Genomic DNA, 17,551 nt, shown 5'->3' with positions numbered 1-17,551 from the left:
CTATTCCCACGCAGGCTGCGGTGACAGCAGCAAACCCTAGTGGAACGAGCGAGGAAAACGTGCGGTACACCCCGACGAATTTCTTCGTCCAAGCGAAGCGCGTTTAGAAATTCGTCGGTATTTAAGTGTACAAGCACGTGATCGCTCGTGCAACGAGGCGTTTGCGATGTTACCGCACCGAAGCCTTACTTTCCAGCCGTCAGCACCACCACGCCGTCCCGCGCCTCGACGCTCTCAAAGGCGAGCCCGAGAGGCAGACTGTTGGCACGCGCGACAAGAATGTCGGGGAGGATGCTGTCGAGGCTCAGTGCATTCAGTCCGAGCCCGCGCGCGGAGATGCGGCGTGCCTTGTAGTAGAGATCGCCGTCCGCGACGCTGAACGCGCCGTCGATGGTCACGTCAAACGTCTGCCCGAGCGCCTTCGTCTCTGCCGTTGCGAGCACCTTGCCGGGCTCCACCTTCACCTCGACGCCCTCGAACTTGCCCGAGGAGCTGCCGATCAGCTCGCGCACGGCATCGGCATCGACGACGCCGCGCATCTGGACGCTGTCGGCGGAGGTGAGTTCCACCTTGTGCTCGCGCAGGAGGGTCATCATATCCACCTTGAGTCCCGTGCCGCTGACGGTCAGCTCTCGCACGAAGAGCTTACCGACGCGCCCCTGCCGCATGACGCCGTCGACGGCGCCGATCTCGCCGAAGACAAGACGCGGGCTGTCCGTAATGGAGATCTGCACATCCTCCGCCGCCGTCTGCTGCTTCAGCGCATCGACGATGTGCTCCTCGACGACGGTCGGCAGGACGAATACCGCTCCCGCCGCAATCAGCGCGAGGATGAGAATGGCCGTGACTGCCTTCCACATGATGAACCCTCCTGTCAATAATCGCCTCCCCTGCCACAGCGGGGGAGGGGAACCGCGCAAGCGGTGGAAGGGGCACCTCAGACGACTGCAATGATGCGTCTGCATCGATGCAGATGTTCCTCAGGCACCGGCGCCCCTATCGGCACGCGAAGCGTGCCACATACTGACCTGTCCGAGAGGCAAGTCCATCGGACGCAGCCGATTCGGGTAACAGGTCGTACGGGAAAACGTCCCAAGAGTATAAGCGATAGCGAAATACGATTGGTCGACGTTGACCGCTCCCCCATTGCGATGGGGGAAGCCAAACTTCTCTTAAAACTCGTGATTCGCCTTGGCGTTGAGATACGCGCGGATGAACGGGTCGAGCTCGCCGTCCATGACCGCCTGCACGTTGCCCGTCTCGGCGTTCGTGCGCACGTCCTTCACCATCGTATAGGGCTGGAACACGTAGGAGCGGATCTGGCTGCCCCACTCGATCTTCTGCTGGACGCCCTCGAGCTTTGCGATCTCCTCTTCCTTTTTCTCCTGTTCGAGCTCAAAGAGCTTCGCGCGGAGCATCTTCATGCACTGCTCCTTGTTCTGGAGCTGTGAGCGCTCGTTCTGGCACTGCACAACGATGCCCGTCGGCTCATGCGTCATGCGCACGGCGGACGAGGTCTTGTTGATGTGCTGTCCGCCCGCGCCGCTCGCGCGATAGTAGTCGACGCGCACATCGTCCATGTTGATCGGCACCTCGACCGCGTCGTCGATCTCGGGCATGACATCGCACGCAGAGAACGACGTGTGCCGCCGCGCCTGCGAGTCAAACGGTGAGATGCGCACGAGACGGTGAACACCCTTCTCCGACTTCAAAAAGCCGTAGGCGTTGTGCCCCTTGATAAAGAGCGTCGCGGACTTGACGCCCGCCTCATCGCCCGGCTGCAGGTCAGCCGTCTCCACTGTAAAGCCATGCCGCTCCGCCCAGCGTCCGTACATGCGGAGGAGCATCTGCGTCCAGTCCTGCGCCTCCGTTCCGCCCGCGCCCGCATGGAGCGTCAGGATGGCATTGTTTGCATCGTAGTCGCCCGAGAGCAGCACCTCAAGCTGCAGCGTCTCAAGCCCCTCCGTGATGAGGTCGAGCTCGGCGCGGATATCGTCCTCCATGGACGCATCCCCCTCCTCGATGCCCATCTCGTAGAGCGTCTCGGCATCCTCGTACTTTGCCATAAGCCCCTTGTAGGTATCGACGCCGCCCTTCAGCGCGGCGAGTTCCTGATTCAGCTTCTGCGCCGCCGCCGCGTCATCCCAAAAGGACGGCTCGCCCATCTTGTACTCGAGCTCGGCGATCTTCTCCTCCTTCGCGGGGATCTCGAGCGAGATGCGCATCTGATCGAGCTTTTCGCCCAGATCATTCAGTGTCGGTTTCAGATCTTCCAGCATAGTTTATTCCTTAAAATGTAAGTTCAACGTGATATAACAACGGACCGTGCAAAGCGCCCCCACCGGCTCACTCCGTTCGCCACCTCCCCCGTACCGACGGGGGGAGGCTTTCGTATTTAGTAGAATGCGGCAGGATGCTCATAAGCAAACCCTAGTGGAGCAAGTGAGTAAATACTGACCTGTCCAAGAAGCAAGTCCGTAGGACGAAGCTGATTGGGAAACAGGTCGTATGGGAAAACGTCCCAAGAACACAAGCGTCAGCGAAGTGTGATTGGATGACGTTGACCGCTCGGGCGACTCGCCCCCGGCGTACTTCTTTCGTTCAAGCGCAGCGCGTTTAAGAAGTGCGCCGGTATTTAGGCGAACGAGCACGCGATCACTTGCGCAACGAGGCGTTTGCGTTGAGCATCCGTCGCAAAGCCTAATCATCATTTATCCTTCCCGTGGCAGTTCTTGTACTTCTTGCCGCTGCCGCAGGGACACGGATCGTTGCGCCCGATCTTTTTGCCGTCCTCATTCTTCTCCGCCTTTGCCTCGGCAGGCGCAGACTCATCGCCGTGCGAGACACGTGCGTTCATGAGATGGTTCTCGAGCTTCGAGCGCTCGCGTGCGAGCAGCTGCTCGGCGCGCTGCTGTGCCGCCGCATCCACGACGGGCGCGGGCAGGGGCGCTGCCCCCTCCGCCGCAGCCGGCGCACTGCCGTCCACCGTGCCCTCCTGTGCGGGCCCAACCGGCGTGACGATGCTCACATGGTACATGAGCGAGGCGATCTGATCCATGATCGCCGCCTCCATCTCCTCGAACATCGTGAGTGCCTCAATCTTGTACTCGACGAGAGGGTTGCGCTGGCCGTAGGCGCGCAGGTTGATGCCCTCGCGCAGCATGTCCATGTGATCGAGGTGATCCATCCACTTCTGATCGACGACGCGGAGCATGACGACCTTTTCGAGCTCGCGCATATTCTCCTCGCCGAACATCAGCTCGCGGTTCTTGTAGCCCTCCTCGGCGACCTTCTCCAGTTCCTCTTGGATCTCGTCGCGCGCGAGCGCCTCGAGCTCCGCCTTCTTGAGGCGTCCCTTCGGGGCGTAGACCTTCTCCGCGTCCTCGATGAGGGCGTCGAGCTGCCATTCCTCGGGATAGAGTTTCTCGTTCGCGTACTGCGCCATCTCGTCCTTGATGATGTGTTTGACCATCGCGAGGATGTTGTCGCGCAGGTTCTCACCGAGCAGGATCTTCTTGCGCTCGCCGTAAATGACCTCGCGCTGCTGATTCATGACGTCGTCGTACTCGAGGACGTGTTTGCGGATGTCGAAATTGCGTGCCTCGACCTTTTTCTGCGCGTGCTCCACCGAGCGCGTGATGATCGCATGCTCGATCGGCTCGTCCTCGTCCATGCCGAGGCGATCCATGATGCCCGCGATGCGGTCGGAGGCAAAGAGGCGCATGAGATCGTCCTCCAGTGAGAGGAAGAACTTCGACGCACCGGGGTCGCCCTGACGGCCCGAGCGGCCGCGCAGCTGGTTGTCGATGCGCCGCGACTCATGCCGCTCCGTGCCGATGATGTAGAGGCCGCCGAGCTCCTCGACGCCCTCGCCGAGCTTGATGTCCGTGCCGCGGCCCGCCATGTTGGTCGCGATCGTGACCGCGCCCTTTTGTCCTGCATTGGCGACGATCTCGGCTTCCTTTTCATGGAACTTCGCGTTCAGCACGACGTGCGGGATGCCGTTTTTCTTCAGGACGTGCGACATCTCCTCGGACTGCACGATGGAGGTCGTACCGATGAGGACGGGCTGCCCCGTCTCGTGGATCTCCTTGACCGCCTGTCCGACGGCGCGGTACTTGCCCGCCTTGGTCTTGTAGATGACGTCCGGCTCGTCGACGCGACGGATGGGCTTATTCGTCGGGATGACGATGACTGGCAGCTTGTAGATCTTGAGGAACTCGTTTTCCTCCGTCTTTGCCGTGCCCGTCATGCCCGCAAGTTTGTCATACATGCGGAAATAGTTCTGGAATGTGATGCTCGCGAGCGTCTGCGACTCGCGCTGGATCTTGACGCCCTCCTTCGCCTCGATCGCCTGATGGAGACCGTCGGAGTAGCGGCGCCCCTCCATGAGGCGGCCCGTGAACTCATCGACGATGATGATCTCATCGCCCTTCACAACGTAGTCGCGGTCGCGGTGCATGAGTGCCTTGGCGCGCAGTGCTGCCGTAAAGCAGTGCGAGAGCTCGATGTTCTCGGGGGCGTAGAGGTTCGAGATGCCGACGATCTTCTCGATCTTCGGAACGGCGGAGTCCGTCGGTGCGACGGTCTTGGCCTTCTCATCGACGGTGTAGTCCTCGCCCTCCTTCAGGTGGCGGACGGCCTCCGCCATGACGCGGTAGTTGTCCGTCGACTTCGTGCCGGGGCCCGAGATGATGAGCGGCGTGCGCGCCTCGTCGATGAGGATGGAGTCCACCTCGTCGACGATCGCATAGTGCAGATGACGCTGCACCATCTGGCTCTCGGAGAGCACCATGTTGTCGCGCAGATAGTCAAAGCCGAACTCGTTGTTCGTGCCGAACGTCACGTCGGCGGCATACGCCGCCTTGCGCTCGGGGAAGTCCATGTTATGTGCGATGAGGCCAACCGTCAGCCCGAGGTAGCGGTAGAGTTTGCCCATCCACTCGCTGTCGCGGCGTGCAAGGTAGTCGTTGACCGTGACCATGTGGACGCCCTTGCCCGCGAGTGCGTTGAGGTAGACCGCCGTCGTCGCGACGAGCGTCTTGCCCTCGCCGGTACGCATCTCGGCGATGCGCCCCTCGTGGAGGCAGATGCCGCCGATCAGCTGTACGTCAAAATGCCGCATGCCGAGCACGCGGCGCGAGCCTTCGCGCACGACCGCAAACGCCTCGGGGAGGATCTCCTCCATCGTCCCCCCCTGCGCGAGCCGCTCACGGAATTTCTGCGTATAGCCCGTCAGTTTGTCATCCGTGAGGTTCACCATCGACGGCTCGAGCGCATTGATTTGCTCCACGATGCCGCGGTAGCGCGCGATCTCCTTGTCGTTGTTGTCGCCGAGGAATCGCTTGAGAATCGAAGATATGCCGAACAAATATTTCACACTCCTGTGCTGCTGGTCACCATAAACCGATTGAAAGACAGTATTCGTTTCATTATAGCACACGGTAACGTCTTTGCACAAGAAATCTTCAAGAGCCCCCGTTCGTGGGCAAATTGCAAGTTTAATTGTCGCAAGGTCTCGTTAAACTTTTAGCGAGTTATATCATCGCAGCATACATATCATTTGCTGACTTATATCCGAAAATCTTGCGCGGATAGTTGTTAACCCAATCTTCGATCCGCTGCAGTTCCTTCGGCTTCAATTTGCTGAAGTCCGTTCCCTTGGGAAGAAACCTGCGCAGCATCCGATTTCCGTTTTCGTTGCTTCCACGCTCCCAGCTGCTGTACGGATGCGCGTAATACACCTCGCCGCATTTGGCGGCACGCTTCATTCCTTCGCTATCCAAAAACTCTGACCCGTTGTCCGCCGTGATACTCTTGAATACGTGCGTAAAGTCTCCTTTGACGCGCCGCTGCAACCGACGAAGTGCTTGCAGTACTTCTTTTTGGCTCTTGTTCTTTATCAGAACATAGAGTGATTTCCTCGTCTGCCGTTCGACCAATGTTAAAATTACCGGCTTTGTCCCTTTGCGACCGACAACCAAGTCAATCTCTTACGTCCGAGCGGGATGAGTTCGGCAGCCGTCGTCCCATTGATGTAATCAAAAAATGCCGTCCGATTGTGATATTGGATGAGCCGCAAAAAATAAGCGGAAAAGCTACGCAGAAGAGCCTCAAGGAGTTTGATCCGCTCTTTTGCCTGAACTATTCCGCGACGCACAAGGATTGTCATAATCTGGTCTATGTATTGGATGCTCTGGACGCCTACCAAAAGAAACTGGTCAAGCAGATCGAGGTCAAGGGATTTGACATCAAGAATCTCGGCGGGATGAACCGCTACCTGTTTTTAGAGAGCATCGTCATCGCGGGGGACAAGCCGCCCACGGCGCGTCTCGAGTTTGAGATCAAGCATCATAAGGCCATCAAGCGAGAAACACGTCTCGTGACAGCAGGCGACGATATTTTTGCGATGTCGGAAAACATGGAACAGTACCGTGGCTACCGCATCAATCAGATCGATCCCATCGGGAGAATGCTCTCTTTTACCAATGGTGAGGAAATCCATGTTGGGCAGGTGCAGGGGGATGTATCGGAGGAGACGCTTCGCCGCGTGCAGATCAGGGAGACCATCCGCTCTCATTTTGAGAAGGAGAAGGAGCTGTTCGGCACGGGCATCAAGTGTCTGTCTCTATTCTTCATCGACGAGGTGGCAAAGTATCGGAAGTATGACGAGGACGGCAACGAGATCAACGCATTGTACGGCGATATTTTCGAGGAAGAATACACGGCGATCCTCAATGAATACCTGACTCTTTTTTCTTCCCCCTACGAGGAATACCTGAGGGATATCGAAGTGGCGAAGACGCACGCCGGCTATTTCGCCATCGACAAAAAAGCCCTAAGGTAAACAGCACGCTGAAAAATGAGAGCGACGAAAGTACCGATATTTCTGCCTACGATCTCATTATGAAGGACAAGGAACGACTGCTCTCCTTTGAAAATCCCGTGCGGTTTATCTTTTCGCACTCGGCACTCCGCGAGGGCTGGGACAAGCCCAATGTGTTCCAGATCTGTACGCTGAAACACGGCGGCAGCAGTGCCACGCAAAAGCGACAGGAGGTCGGACGCGGGCTGCGGCTGTGTGTCAATCAAAACGGCGATCGACAGGACGTCCATGTTTTGGGCAGCCAGGTGCAGAGGGTGAACCATTTGACGGTCATCGCCGCCGACGGGTACAAGGAGTTCGTCGCGGATTTGCAGCGCGGTATTCGAGAGGATCTCTACGACCGTCCCACCGAGGCGACCGCAGAGTATTTTATCGGCAAGACGCTGATACTGAATGGCCAAGATGTAACGATCAGTGAAAAACAAGGACGCAGCATATACAATTATCTCGTTCGCAATGACTACGTAGACGATGACGGGCATATCACCGACAAGTACAGAAATGATAAGGAAGCGAATACGCTCGTCCCTCTGCCGGAATCCGTCGAGGACATCAGTGACGGGGTGCACGCCCTGATCGGCAGTATTTTCGATCCGCATGCACTGGATGGCATGATCCGAGACGGACGCGAGACGACGGTGATGGAGAACCCGCTCAATGATAATTTCTACAAGGCAGAGTTCAAACGTCTGTGGGAGCTGATCCATCACAAGTACGCCTATACGGTGGAGTTTGATGACGAGGAGCTGATCCAAAAGGCCATTGCACACATTGACGAAAAAATGTTCGTGACCCGCCTCCAGTACACGGTGACAAGCGGGCAGCAGGAGGAACACCTTACGGCAGACGATCTCAAAAATGGAACCGCCTTTAAGGAAGAGCGACGTCAGACTCTTACGCTCGAGCGTAGTGGAGGCTCTAGCGTGAAGTATGATGTGATCGGCAAGATCGCCGAAGGTGCGAAATTGACCCGCCGCAGTGCTGCAAAAATTGTGGCGGGGATAAAGCGACCTGTCTTTGCGATGCTCCAGAACAACCCAGAGGAATTTATCGTCAAGGCGATCCGATTGATCAATGAGGAAAAGGCTGCGATGGTTGTGGAGGAGATTACCTATAATCGGACGAATGAGGTTTTCGAGAGCTCCATTTTCACCGATGAGAAGAACCGAGATTACGCCCGTGCCTACCGTGCGAAGAAGAATGTGCAGAACTACCTCTTCGCCGATGGCTATGCAAAGGATGGCCTAAGTGTCGAGCGTCGCATGGCGGAGGACGTGGACGTCGCCGAGGAGGTGTGCGTCTACGCGAAGCTGCCCAAGGGGTTCTATATCCCGACGCCGATGGGAAATTACTCCCCGGACTGGGCGATTGCCTTCAATAAGGGGGCAGTGAAACACATTTTCTTTATCGCAGAGACCAAAGGGACGATGGAGAGCCTGAATTTAAAACCCATCGAGCAGGCAAAAATCAAATGCGCCAAAAAACTCTTTGCCAGGCTCACCGATGATGACGTAGTGTATCATGAGGTGGACAGCTACCAGAGTCTCCTGAATATCATGGGAAAACTATAGAAGGATAGAAAAACCCTGTGGGCCATGACACCCACAGGGTTTATTTATTCGTCTTTCTTGTCGTCGCCCAGCAGTTTCTTCGTCAGTGCGCGCAGGTAGTTCATGACGAGGCGGACGTCGTCGAATGCCTGCCGTCCCTTTTTCGTGACGAGGCCGCTGTTGATGAAGAGGGGGTCGATGAGGGGGATCTGGACGAAGCCGTCGGTCGGGAGGACGGACGGACGCGCGAGGAAGGTCGAGCCGATGCCCGCGTGAACGAGATTTTTGACGGTGTGGAGGTAGGGCGAGTAGTGGACGACGTTCGGCTTTTCGCCAGCACGCCCGTACGCGTCCTGCACGAGGCGATCGACGAAGAATTTGCTGTCGAGCATGATGAGCGGCTCGTCCTTGAGTTCGCTGATGCTGAGCGCATGCCGCGCGGCGAGCGGATGATCGGGGCGCGTGACAAAGGTGCACTCGCAGTCAAAGAGTTTCGCATAGGAGAGCCGCGCGCTGAAATCCGCCGTATAGTTCGTCAGGGCAAAGTCGAGTTTCTCCTCCTCAACCATCTGCAGGGCGCTCACGCCGCCCGTCTCGATGATCTCGAGCTCGATCTCGGGGTGCTCTGCGCGGAACTCACCGAAGATGTGCGGCAGAAAGACGACGCCGAGCTGCAGCGGCATGGCAACGCGCACCTTTGCGTGGCGGTGCGCCATGTCGCGGATCTCATCGTCGAGCCGCGCGACCTCCGTGAGGATGTAGGAGACCTTGCTGAGGAGCTTTGCCCCATCCGCCGTTACGGTGATCTTGCGTCCCTCGCGGTGAAAGAGGTTCAGCCCCGTCTCCGCCTCGAGCGCCTGCATGGCGACGGTGACGGTCGGCTGTGAGACGTGCAGATGCTCTGCGGCCTTTGTGATGTTTTGCCATTGGCATACCTCGTAGAAATACCGCATCTGAACCAGCGTCATCCGATCATCTCCTTCCGCGCCTCTGCGGCGGCAGAACGTAGTGTATTCCTATATCATCATTAGTCTACTATATAAAAAACCGGGACAATATTTCAAATATCACATTTGTCCAATAGATTTTTTTAATAAAGTTACACTATTATTTTATCAGAAAGAAATATTTTCCACAAGTCCCAAAAAATGATATGCTCGGTTCGAAATAAAGATCACCATCAACGGTCATAGGAAGGGGTTTTACGATGAAGGTATATTGTGCAGATGCAGTGGAGCGTTTTGTCGAGGATATGCTCAAGGCGAACGAGGACAATCTGAAGGCGTATGAGACGAAGCCGGGCGTGTATGCCAACGTCGACCCGGACACGCATCATGATACGGTCGAGATTCCCGACGTACATCTGACGAAGTAAGGGGTTTCCACATTTTTATAAAAAGCGAGCGGACGATCCGCTCGCTTTTTTGTTCGTAAAAAATCATGTCAGTAAAAATCATGCAAACATCATCCATGGAGGTGGGTGCTCCTGCCGTATCCTAGCAAATGCGCGGCACCAGTTCCCCAAGCGGCAAATCCACGACGCGGATGCCGCCGAGTGCCGTCCTGAGCCCCACCGTACCGGGCGCATCGGCCGTCGTGTGTCCGATCACGCACGCCTCGCGTCCGTAGGTGTTCTCGTGCATCACATCGAGAACACGCGCCGTGAGCTCGGGACGGACGAAGGCAAGGAGTTTGCCTTCGTTCGCGAGCGTCAGCGGGTCGAACCCGAGCATCTCGCAGACGCCCTGCACGGCGGGACGCACGGGGATCTGCTCCTCATCGAGCAAGACGCCGACGCCCGCCGCGCCCGCCAGCTCGTTCAGCGACGCCGCCACACCGCCGCGCGTCGGGTCGCGCAGGACGGCGATGCCGTCGCCTGCCGCCGCGATCATTGCCGCCGTCAGGTGACAGAGCGGCGCACAGTCGCTCTGTATCTCGGGCGGCAGGGTGAGACCGTGGCGCGCCGCCATCACGGTCGCCGCATGGTCGCCAAGCGTGCCCGAGACGATGATGTCCATGTCCGCCGTGATGTTCGTCGGCGCGATATCCGCCCCCGCGAGCATCGTCCCGACGCCTGCCGTATTGATGTAGATGCCGTCGCCGCAGCCGCGCGGCACGACCTTCGTATCGCCCGTCACGATGGAGACGCCCGCCTCCTCTGCCGCCGCCGCAATGTCCGCCACGATGCGGCGCAGCGCGGCGATGGGAAAGCCCTCCTCAAGGATGACGGCGAGCGAGAGATACGCGGGCGCCGCTCCCGTCATAGAGAGATCGTTGACCGTCCCGCAGACGGCGAGCCGCCCGATGCTCCCTCCGGGGAAGAAATGCGGCTGTACAACATAGGAGTCCGTCGTAAACGCCGTGCGGCCCGTGAGCGGCAGTACCGCACCGTCGTGCAGAACGTTCAGCAGCGTATTGCCGAGCGCGGGCAGAACGACCTCCTCCATGAGCGCATGGGAGAGCTGTCCGCCCGCCCCATGTGCCATGGTAATCACATCATGCTCCATAGTGGAACCTCCCTCCGCCGTACTTGTACCACGCGGCACACGTCCCCTCGACCGACACCATGCAGGGGCCGACGGCGTGCTCCGGCACACATGCTTTGCCAAAGAGCGCACACTCCTTCGGCAGGATCGCCCCGCGCAGCACCTCGCCGCAGCGGCAGCCGCGCCGCCCCTCGATGCGCGTCTCGATCGTGAGCGGGCGCACAGCGGCAAAGTCATAGGCATGGTACGCCTCGCGCATAGCAAGTCCCGAGGCAGGGATCATGCCGAGTCCGCGCCATGCCGTCTCCGCCGGCTCATAGACGCGCTCCATCGCCGCGCGCGCTGCCGGATTCCCCGCAGGCTGCACGACGGACGGGTAGGCGTTCTCGATGCGTGCCGCGCCGTCCGCGATCTGGCGGACAAGCATCTGCAGGGCGGTGAGAATCTCCAGCGGCGCAAAGCCGCCGACCACACCGGGCACATGGTAGTCCTCCGCGAGAAAGGAGAACGCCTCCGTCCCCGTCACAACGGCGACGTGCCCCGGCAGGAGAAATCCGTCCACGTGCGTCTCACCGCCGTCGAGCAGGGCGCGCATGACGGGCGGCACGAGTTTCTGCGCCGATAGCAGGAAGAAGTTCGAAAGGCCCTGCTGCTCTGCCGCGAGCACTGCCGCTGCCTCGGTCGGCGCGGTCGTCTCAAATCCGACGGCGAGGAAGATCACCTTTTTCTCCGGATGCTCCGCCGCAATCGGGAGCGCGTCGAGCGGCGAGTAGACGATGCGCACATCCGCCCCTGCTGCCTGCGCGGCGGCAAGGCTCGACGTTGTCCCCGGGACTTTCAGCATATCGCCGAACGTCGTGATGATGACATCCTCCATCTCCGCATAGGCAATCGCCGCGTCGATGTAGCTGTCGGGCGTCACGCAGACGGGACAGCCCGGCCCTGAGACCAGCTCGACCTCGGGCGGAAGGATCTGGCGCAGCCCCGCGCGAAAGATCGCGACGGTATGTGTCCCGCAGACCTCCATGATGCGGATATGCCGCCCGTGAAGGAGCTGCCGCATCTCATCGAGGATCGCCCGGCTCTCTGCCTGCATCTCCTGTGCGCGGGTCATGCCATGTGCTCCATGCGCGGCGTGTCGATATGCGTCACCGTGCGCGGCGCGCCGTTCATCTCCGCGCGCAGTGCCTCAATGCGCTCCATCTCCGCGGGATCGACGATCTGCATCGCAAAGCCCGCATGAACGAGCACGAAGTCTCCCACCTTCGCCTCGGGCAGGAGCATGAGGCTCGCCGCACGGCGTACCCCCTGCACCTCCACCGAAGCAAGCTGATCCTCTATGGCAACGACTTTCGCCGGAACTGCTAAACACATAGTTTCTCCTCTATATTATAAATTGTTCGATTCCATCTCAATCAAAACGTATCCCTGCGCGTCCAAGGCGCCCCTCCGTCACGCTAGCGCGTGCCACCTCCCCCGCTGTGGCAGGGGAGGCTTTCGGTTTACGGCATGCAGCTTCCCCCGTCCAAGACAGGGGAAGTGCCGAGCAGCGTGAGGCGATAGGGGCGCTCGTTGCTCATACACATTTCTCACGATAGAACACCGATAGCGTCCAAGGCGCCCCTCCGTCACGCTAGCGCGTGCCACCTCCCCCGCTGCGGCAGGGGAGGCTTTTGGTTTACGGCATGCAGCTTCCCCCGTCCGAGGCGGGGAGGCTTTGGTCTGCCGCAAGTCACGCTGTGCGTGCTGCGCGCCCCTAGGAGCACCTCATCTGCGCGAGCGCCACAGCCGCCTGCCCGTAGGCAATGCCGCCGTCGTTCGGCGGAACGCGGTGCGGCAGGAGCACATGATAGCCGCCGATGCGCGGCAGAAGCTCCTCCAGGAGAAGCGCGTTCTGGAACACGCCGCCCGCGAGGGCGACCGTGCGCAGCCCCGTCCGCACCGAAAGAGTGCCAAGCACCTCGGCGACCGCCGCCGCCATCGTCACGTGAAAGTCCAGCGCGCGTCCCGCACGCTCCTCCACGGTCAGCGCCTCCGCCCCATCCGCGAGCGCATAGAGCGCGGGCAGAACGTCCACCGTCAGCCGCGCGCCCTCCGCCACAGTGTACGGCAGGACGCGTCCTGCCCGCCGCGCCGTGCGCGCGAGACGCTCCAGCTCGATCGGCGCCTGCCCCTCGTAGGCACTGCGATACGCGACGCCGAGCAGCGCCGCCGCCGCATCGAAGAGCCGCCCCGCACTCGACGTGAGCGGCGCGGACAGCCCCGCCGCCGTTGCCTGCATCAGGAGCTCCCAGCCCGTCGGCAGCTGCGCCGCAAACTGCGGAAACTGCGCCGCAAAGCCCGCGCCGTCGCGCCGATAGAGCACACAGAGGGCAAGCCGCCACGGCTCCTCGGCCGCGCGGTCGCCGCCCGGGAGCGGCATGGGGGCAAAATGTGCGAGCCGCTCATAGCCCGCGAGATCGGCCGCGAGGAACTCCCCGCCCCATGCCGTCCCATCGTCGCCCCAGCCCGTCCCGTCGAGCGCGACGCCGAGCACGCGCGCATGGCAGCCGTGCTCCGCGAGCACCGCCGCGATATGCGCGTGATGATGCTGGACGCGCACGAGCGGCAGGCCGTCCCGCGCCGCGCGCGCCGCCAGATGCCGCCCCGAGAGATACGCAGGATGCAGATCGACGGCGAGCACCTCCGGTGTTACCTCAAAGAACTGCTCATACTGCGCCATCGTCTCTGCGTATGACGCGAGCACCGCCGCATTCGTCAGATCGCCGATGTGCTCACTGAGGAACGCCTCTCCGCTGCGCGTCAGGCAGAACGTATTCTTCAGCTCTGCACCGCCCGTGAGAACGCTCTGCCCATCCGCAAATGGCAGGGCGAGCGGCGCGGGTGCATAGCCGCGGCTGCGGCGCAGGATCTGCGGCCCGCCCGCCCCGATGCGCACGACGGAGTCGTCCACGCGGTGCACGATCTCACGGTTGTGCACGAGGATCGCATCCGCGATCCCCGCCAGTCCCTCCTCTGCCGCCGCATCCCGATAGAGGATCGGCTCACCGCTGAGATTCGCGCTCGTCATCACCCAGAGATCATCTGCCCCGAGCAGGAGGAGATGCACGGGCGCATACGGCAGCATCACGCCGAGGTACGGATTCCCGGGTGCGACACTCTCTGCCGCAGGGCGGACCGCATCCACGCGCCGCGCGAGGAGCACAATCGGCGCCGCAGGGGACGTGAGGAGGCGCTCCTCCTCCGCCGACAGGAGACAGAGAGCGCGCACTGCCGCGCAGCTCCCCGCCATCACGGCGAGTGCCTTCGCCTCGCGGTGCTTGCGGCGGCGCAGACGTGCGACCGCTGCCTCACTGCGTGCATCACAGGCGAGATGATAGCCGCCGATGCCCTTGACAGCGAGGATACCGCCCTCCGCCACCACCCGCCGCGCCGCCGCGAGCGGATCGCCCGCCTGCACCCCGCCGTTGACGAGGAGGCGATAGGCGGGGCCGCACACGGCGCACGCATTTGGCTGCGCGTGAAAGCGACGGTCGCGCGGATCGTCGTACTCGCGCTGACAGGCGGGACACATCGGGAACACCGCCATCGAGGTCAGCGGGCGGTCGTACGGAACGCCGCGGATGATCGAGTAACGCGGGCCGCAGTTCGTACAGTTCGTAAAGGCATAGCCGTACCGCCGATCCCCTGCCGACAGGATCTCGCGCCGGCAGTCCGCACAGACGCCGAGATCGGGCGAGACGAGCGTCGCCGCCCGCGTCCCCGCGGGGCTTGGCAGGATGCGGAACGTCCGCTCCCCGCAGGGCGTGATCGCCTGCCACGTCACCGCCGTCACCAGCGCCGCACGCGGGGCATCGTCTCTGAGCGCCGCAGCAAAGGCGTCGAGTGCGGCAGCCGTCCCCTCCGCCTCGATGCCGACCCCCGCGCTGTCGTTCAGCACCCAGCCGCCGAGCGCGTACGCCTCGGCGAGACGATAGACGAAGGGACGGTAGCCCACCCCCTGCACAATCCCTGAGACACGAAAGGCGCGCCGCTCGGCGGCGCCCCCCTCCGTATGTACTGCGGAATGTGCCGCGTCCGCCATCTCAGGCACTGGGTACGGCACGCGGCACGAGCCGAACGCCCCACGCACGCAGCTCCTCTGCCGCACGCTGGGCGAACGCGGGCAGCGCCGCCTCCATCGCAGGGCTCAGCGTCAGCCCCGCCGACAGATCGTAGGGCTGCATCCCGAGCACGACCACGTTCGGGATCGCCCGATCCGTCACCGTCAGCCACGCGAGCACATCCTGTATGCCGATCTCATGCGACGAGACCTTTTCCTGAAAATGCGCCATAATCGCATCATCCTCAAAGCGGTAGGCCGTCCCCGGCGCACCGTCACCCGAGACCGCGTCGAGGATCAGCAGATGCTGCGTCCCCGTGACGAAGTGCAGCAGCTCAGGACCGAGCGTCCCGCCATCAAGCAGGCGCACCTCATCCTCGGAGAACTCCCAGTGCTGCTCCAGATACTCCATCGCACGCACGCCGAACCCCTCGTCGCGCAGAATGATATTGCCGATGCCGAGCACCGTCACAGGCGCAACGGGCACAATCGACTCCTCCATCAGCGCACCTCCTTCCCCGCCTTCTTTGCCGCCACCTGCGCACGCAGCCACGCGTACCAGTCCGCGAGGCCCTCGCCCGTCTGACAGGAGACAGGAAAGAGCGCGATCCCGGGGTGCAGAGCCGTGATGTCCGCACGCGCCGACGCCATATCGAAATTCGTATACGGGAGAATATCCACCTTACTGAGTACAGCCGCCGCCGACTCCTTAAAGATCAGGGGGTACTTCAGCGGCTTGTCGTCGCCCTCCGTGATGCTCAGAACGACCGTCTTCTCATCCTCGCCGAGCGCGAACTCAGCAGGGCAGACGAGATTGCCGACGTTCTCGATCACGAGGAGATCGAGCGCGTCGAGATCGAGGCGCTCGAGTGCCGCTGCGACCATCGCCGCATCGAGATGACAGCCGCCGCTCGTATTGATCTGCACGACAGGCGCGCCGCAGCGCTCGATGCGTGCCGCATCCTTCGTCGTAAAGAGATCCCCCTCCACGACCGCCACGCGCAGATCACCCGCGAGCTCCTGCAGCGTCTGCTCGAGCAGCGACGTCTTGCCCGCGCCCGGCGAGCCGAGCAGGTTCAGCGCATAGATCCCATGCTGCGCAAAGAGCGCCGCGTTCTCCGCCGCCGCCGCATCGTTGCGCCCTAGAATGTCTGCTTTTACAACTACTTTCATCGCTCTATTCCATCTCTATAAAATCCACGCGCATCTCGCGGCCGCCGATGATCTCCATTCCGCCGCCGCAATGGGGGCAGAGGTAGTCCTGCGGTCGGATGTGCTGCTCCCTGCCGCAGTCGTGACAGCGTCCCGTGAGGGGGACGCGCTCCCACGTGAGCACGGCGTCTGCCGCGATCGTATCCGCCGTAAGGGAGGAAAAACACAGCGAAAGCGCATCGGTCTCCACACCCGACAGTTCACCGAGCAGGAGGCCGATGCGCTCGATGCGCGCTGCTCCATTTTTCTGTGCGTAGTCCAAGGCAATATCCAAAATGCCCTCGGCAATCGCCATTTCGTGCATCTTAGAGCTCCGCCGAAAGCCCATGCGCGGCAAAGATACTGATGAGCTCTGTCATCTTCGTCTTTGCCGGGTCATAGTCCACGGTCGTCTCCCCGTCGTGCGTGTGGATGTGCACGTAGAGGACGCCAGGCAGCCCCAGGAGCGCCTTCTCCACAGCGGCGGCATTCTCCTCGGTGTAGCCCTTCACAAAAAACTGCAGATGCGTCGTGCTCTCTGCGAGCCCACAGCCGCATTCTTTACACATAGAAAACTCCTTTTCTGCAAACGGGAGCAGGAACGTCTTCTGCGCCCCTGCCGCCGTTATCCTATCCCAAACCTACTCCACGTCGGCGGCATCTGCCGGGGTATGGCGCAGGAGCTTCGAGCCTGCGAACATGCTCGAGACCTCTGCCTCGCCCTCCATGAACTCGGCGCGGATAACCATGTAGAAATGGCCAATGGCAAAGAGAATGATCGACCATGCCGCATAGTGATGGACATAGTGCGAGATCATCTCGCCGCCGAGCACAGTGTTCACCCAGCCGAAGAGCGTCCCGCCGATCGCGGACGGCTCCGTCATGTAGTACATGGCAAAGCCCGTCAGCACCTCGATCGCCACGAGCACGTAGAGCCCTGCGTATGATCCGCGTGCGAGCGGGTTGCGCAGAAACGGCTTGTGCGTCGCCTTGATCAGCATATAGTGCTGCGCCACTTCCATCGTGTCCGTGTAGTACTGCTTCTCCCAGAAATGCGGGAAAAGGCGGTCGCCGCGGTTGATGATAAAGCCGTAGACGCGGCCGATGAAGCCCGCGCAGAAGGCAAACGCCGCGATGAAGTGGACGTTGCGCGTCACATTCATCAGGAGCGGCGACGCATCCGGCTCCGCATAGAGCATCGCAGGCGGCTTCGTGATGAGGAAGCCCGTGATGAAGAGCACGATGATCGCAATGACCATCAGCCAATGGAAGATGCGCAGAAAGGGACTAAAGAGATAGTACTCCTTGCGTACTTCTTGTTTCATGCGGTTCGCCC

Annotated in this window: 17 protein-coding genes; 3 read left to right on the top strand and 14 right to left on the bottom strand. The window is 60.9% G+C overall.

Features of this window, described 5'->3' with window-relative positions:
• Positions 1–185: 185 nt before the first annotated feature.
• From ADJ74_RS04640 to ADJ74_RS04625, 4 genes are all read right to left on the bottom strand, one after another.
• Entirely contained in the window at positions 186–860 is a 675-nt protein-coding gene (locus tag ADJ74_RS04640; protein WP_009753382.1) for a DUF2993 domain-containing protein, read from the bottom strand.
• A 312-nt stretch (positions 861–1,172) separates the two neighbouring features.
• On the bottom strand, positions 1,173–2,279 hold the full coding sequence (gene prfB / locus ADJ74_RS04635; RefSeq protein WP_050342291.1) for a peptide chain release factor 2: 1,107 nt from the start codon (positions 2,277–2,279) through the stop codon (positions 1,173–1,175).
• Between the two features lie 428 nt (positions 2,280–2,707).
• A complete protein-coding gene (gene secA / locus ADJ74_RS04630) occupies positions 2,708–5,371 on the bottom strand; it encodes a preprotein translocase subunit SecA (protein ID WP_050342289.1) in 2,664 nt (887 codons plus the stop codon).
• Between the two features lie 166 nt (positions 5,372–5,537).
• Positions 5,538–5,984 carry an IS30 family transposase gene (locus ADJ74_RS04625; protein WP_050342287.1) on the bottom strand — a complete coding sequence of 149 codons (447 nt, stop codon included), beginning with the start codon at positions 5,982–5,984 and terminating at the stop codon, positions 5,538–5,540.
• 77 nt (positions 5,985–6,061) lie between these two features.
• On the opposite strand from ADJ74_RS04625, the gene ADJ74_RS04620 reads away from it, so the two are divergent.
• A complete protein-coding gene (locus ADJ74_RS04620; protein ID WP_172664510.1) occupies positions 6,062–6,847 on the top strand; it encodes a hypothetical protein in 786 nt (261 codons plus the stop codon).
• Positions 6,848–6,906: 59 nt separating this feature from the next.
• Positions 6,907–8,457, top strand: a complete 1,551-nt coding sequence (locus ADJ74_RS04615; RefSeq protein ID WP_050342285.1) for a hypothetical protein — start codon at positions 6,907–6,909, stop codon at positions 8,455–8,457.
• 44 nt (positions 8,458–8,501) lie between these two features.
• On the opposite strand, the gene ADJ74_RS04610 is transcribed toward ADJ74_RS04615, so the two are convergent.
• Positions 8,502–9,404 carry a LysR family transcriptional regulator gene (locus ADJ74_RS04610; RefSeq protein WP_050342283.1) on the bottom strand — a complete coding sequence of 301 codons (903 nt, stop codon included), beginning with the start codon at positions 9,402–9,404 and terminating at the stop codon, positions 8,502–8,504.
• 239 nt (positions 9,405–9,643) lie between these two features.
• Here ADJ74_RS04610 and ADJ74_RS11360 point away from each other — a divergent pair, with 239 nt between their 5' ends.
• Complete coding sequence (locus ADJ74_RS11360) at positions 9,644–9,811, top strand: hypothetical protein (RefSeq protein WP_006690846.1); 168 nt, start codon at positions 9,644–9,646, stop codon at positions 9,809–9,811.
• A gap of 121 nt (positions 9,812–9,932) precedes the next feature.
• Here the strand turns inward: ADJ74_RS11360 and hypE are convergent, their stop codons facing one another.
• The 9 genes from hypE to cybH all read right to left on the bottom strand — a co-directional run bounded on the left by hypE (position 9,933) and on the right by cybH (position 17,540).
• Positions 9,933–10,943, bottom strand: coding sequence for a hydrogenase expression/formation protein HypE (gene hypE / locus ADJ74_RS04600; RefSeq protein WP_050342281.1), 1,011 nt, complete (start codon positions 10,941–10,943; stop codon positions 9,933–9,935).
• The gene (gene hypD / locus ADJ74_RS04595; protein WP_050342280.1) at positions 10,933–12,036 is read right to left on the bottom strand and encodes a hydrogenase formation protein HypD; all 1,104 of its coding nucleotides are present in this window, start codon (positions 12,034–12,036) and stop codon (positions 10,933–10,935) included. Before hypD ends, hypE begins: the two co-directional genes overlap by 11 nt.
• Positions 12,033–12,296, bottom strand: a complete 264-nt coding sequence (locus ADJ74_RS04590) for a HypC/HybG/HupF family hydrogenase formation chaperone (RefSeq protein WP_050342278.1) — start codon at positions 12,294–12,296, stop codon at positions 12,033–12,035. Before ADJ74_RS04590 ends, hypD begins: the two co-directional genes overlap by 4 nt.
• A gap of 382 nt (positions 12,297–12,678) precedes the next feature.
• Entirely contained in the window at positions 12,679–15,006 is a 2,328-nt protein-coding gene (hypF, locus tag ADJ74_RS04585; protein WP_050344205.1) for a carbamoyltransferase HypF, read from the bottom strand.
• 1 nt (position 15,007) lies between these two features.
• Positions 15,008–15,526: a HyaD/HybD family hydrogenase maturation endopeptidase gene (locus ADJ74_RS04580; protein ID WP_050342276.1), complete on the bottom strand. Its 519-nt coding sequence runs from the start codon at positions 15,524–15,526 to the stop codon at positions 15,008–15,010.
• On the bottom strand, positions 15,526–16,197 hold the full coding sequence (hypB, locus tag ADJ74_RS04575; protein ID WP_050342275.1) for a hydrogenase nickel incorporation protein HypB: 672 nt from the start codon (positions 16,195–16,197) through the stop codon (positions 15,526–15,528). The genes ADJ74_RS04580 and hypB overlap by 1 nt, the downstream gene beginning before the upstream one ends.
• A gap of 4 nt (positions 16,198–16,201) precedes the next feature.
• Positions 16,202–16,540 carry a hydrogenase maturation nickel metallochaperone HypA gene (locus tag ADJ74_RS04570; RefSeq protein WP_050342273.1) on the bottom strand — a complete coding sequence of 113 codons (339 nt, stop codon included), beginning with the start codon at positions 16,538–16,540 and terminating at the stop codon, positions 16,202–16,204.
• Position 16,541: 1 nt separating this feature from the next.
• Positions 16,542–16,784: a heavy metal-associated domain-containing protein gene (locus ADJ74_RS04565; RefSeq protein WP_050342269.1), complete on the bottom strand. Its 243-nt coding sequence runs from the start codon at positions 16,782–16,784 to the stop codon at positions 16,542–16,544.
• 72 nt (positions 16,785–16,856) lie between these two features.
• Positions 16,857–17,540 (bottom strand): Ni/Fe-hydrogenase, b-type cytochrome subunit, encoded by a 684-nt coding sequence (cybH, locus tag ADJ74_RS04560; RefSeq protein ID WP_050342267.1) that lies wholly within the window; start codon positions 17,538–17,540, stop codon positions 16,857–16,859.
• Between the last annotated feature and the right edge of the window lie 11 nt (positions 17,541–17,551).

The organism is Selenomonas sp. oral taxon 478 (genome assembly GCF_001189555.1).
Taxonomy (GTDB): domain Bacteria; phylum Bacillota; class Negativicutes; order Selenomonadales; family Selenomonadaceae; genus Centipeda; species Centipeda felix.
Note: the sequence above shows the minus strand (reverse complement) of the source record. Positions and strands in the feature narration are given on the sequence as shown.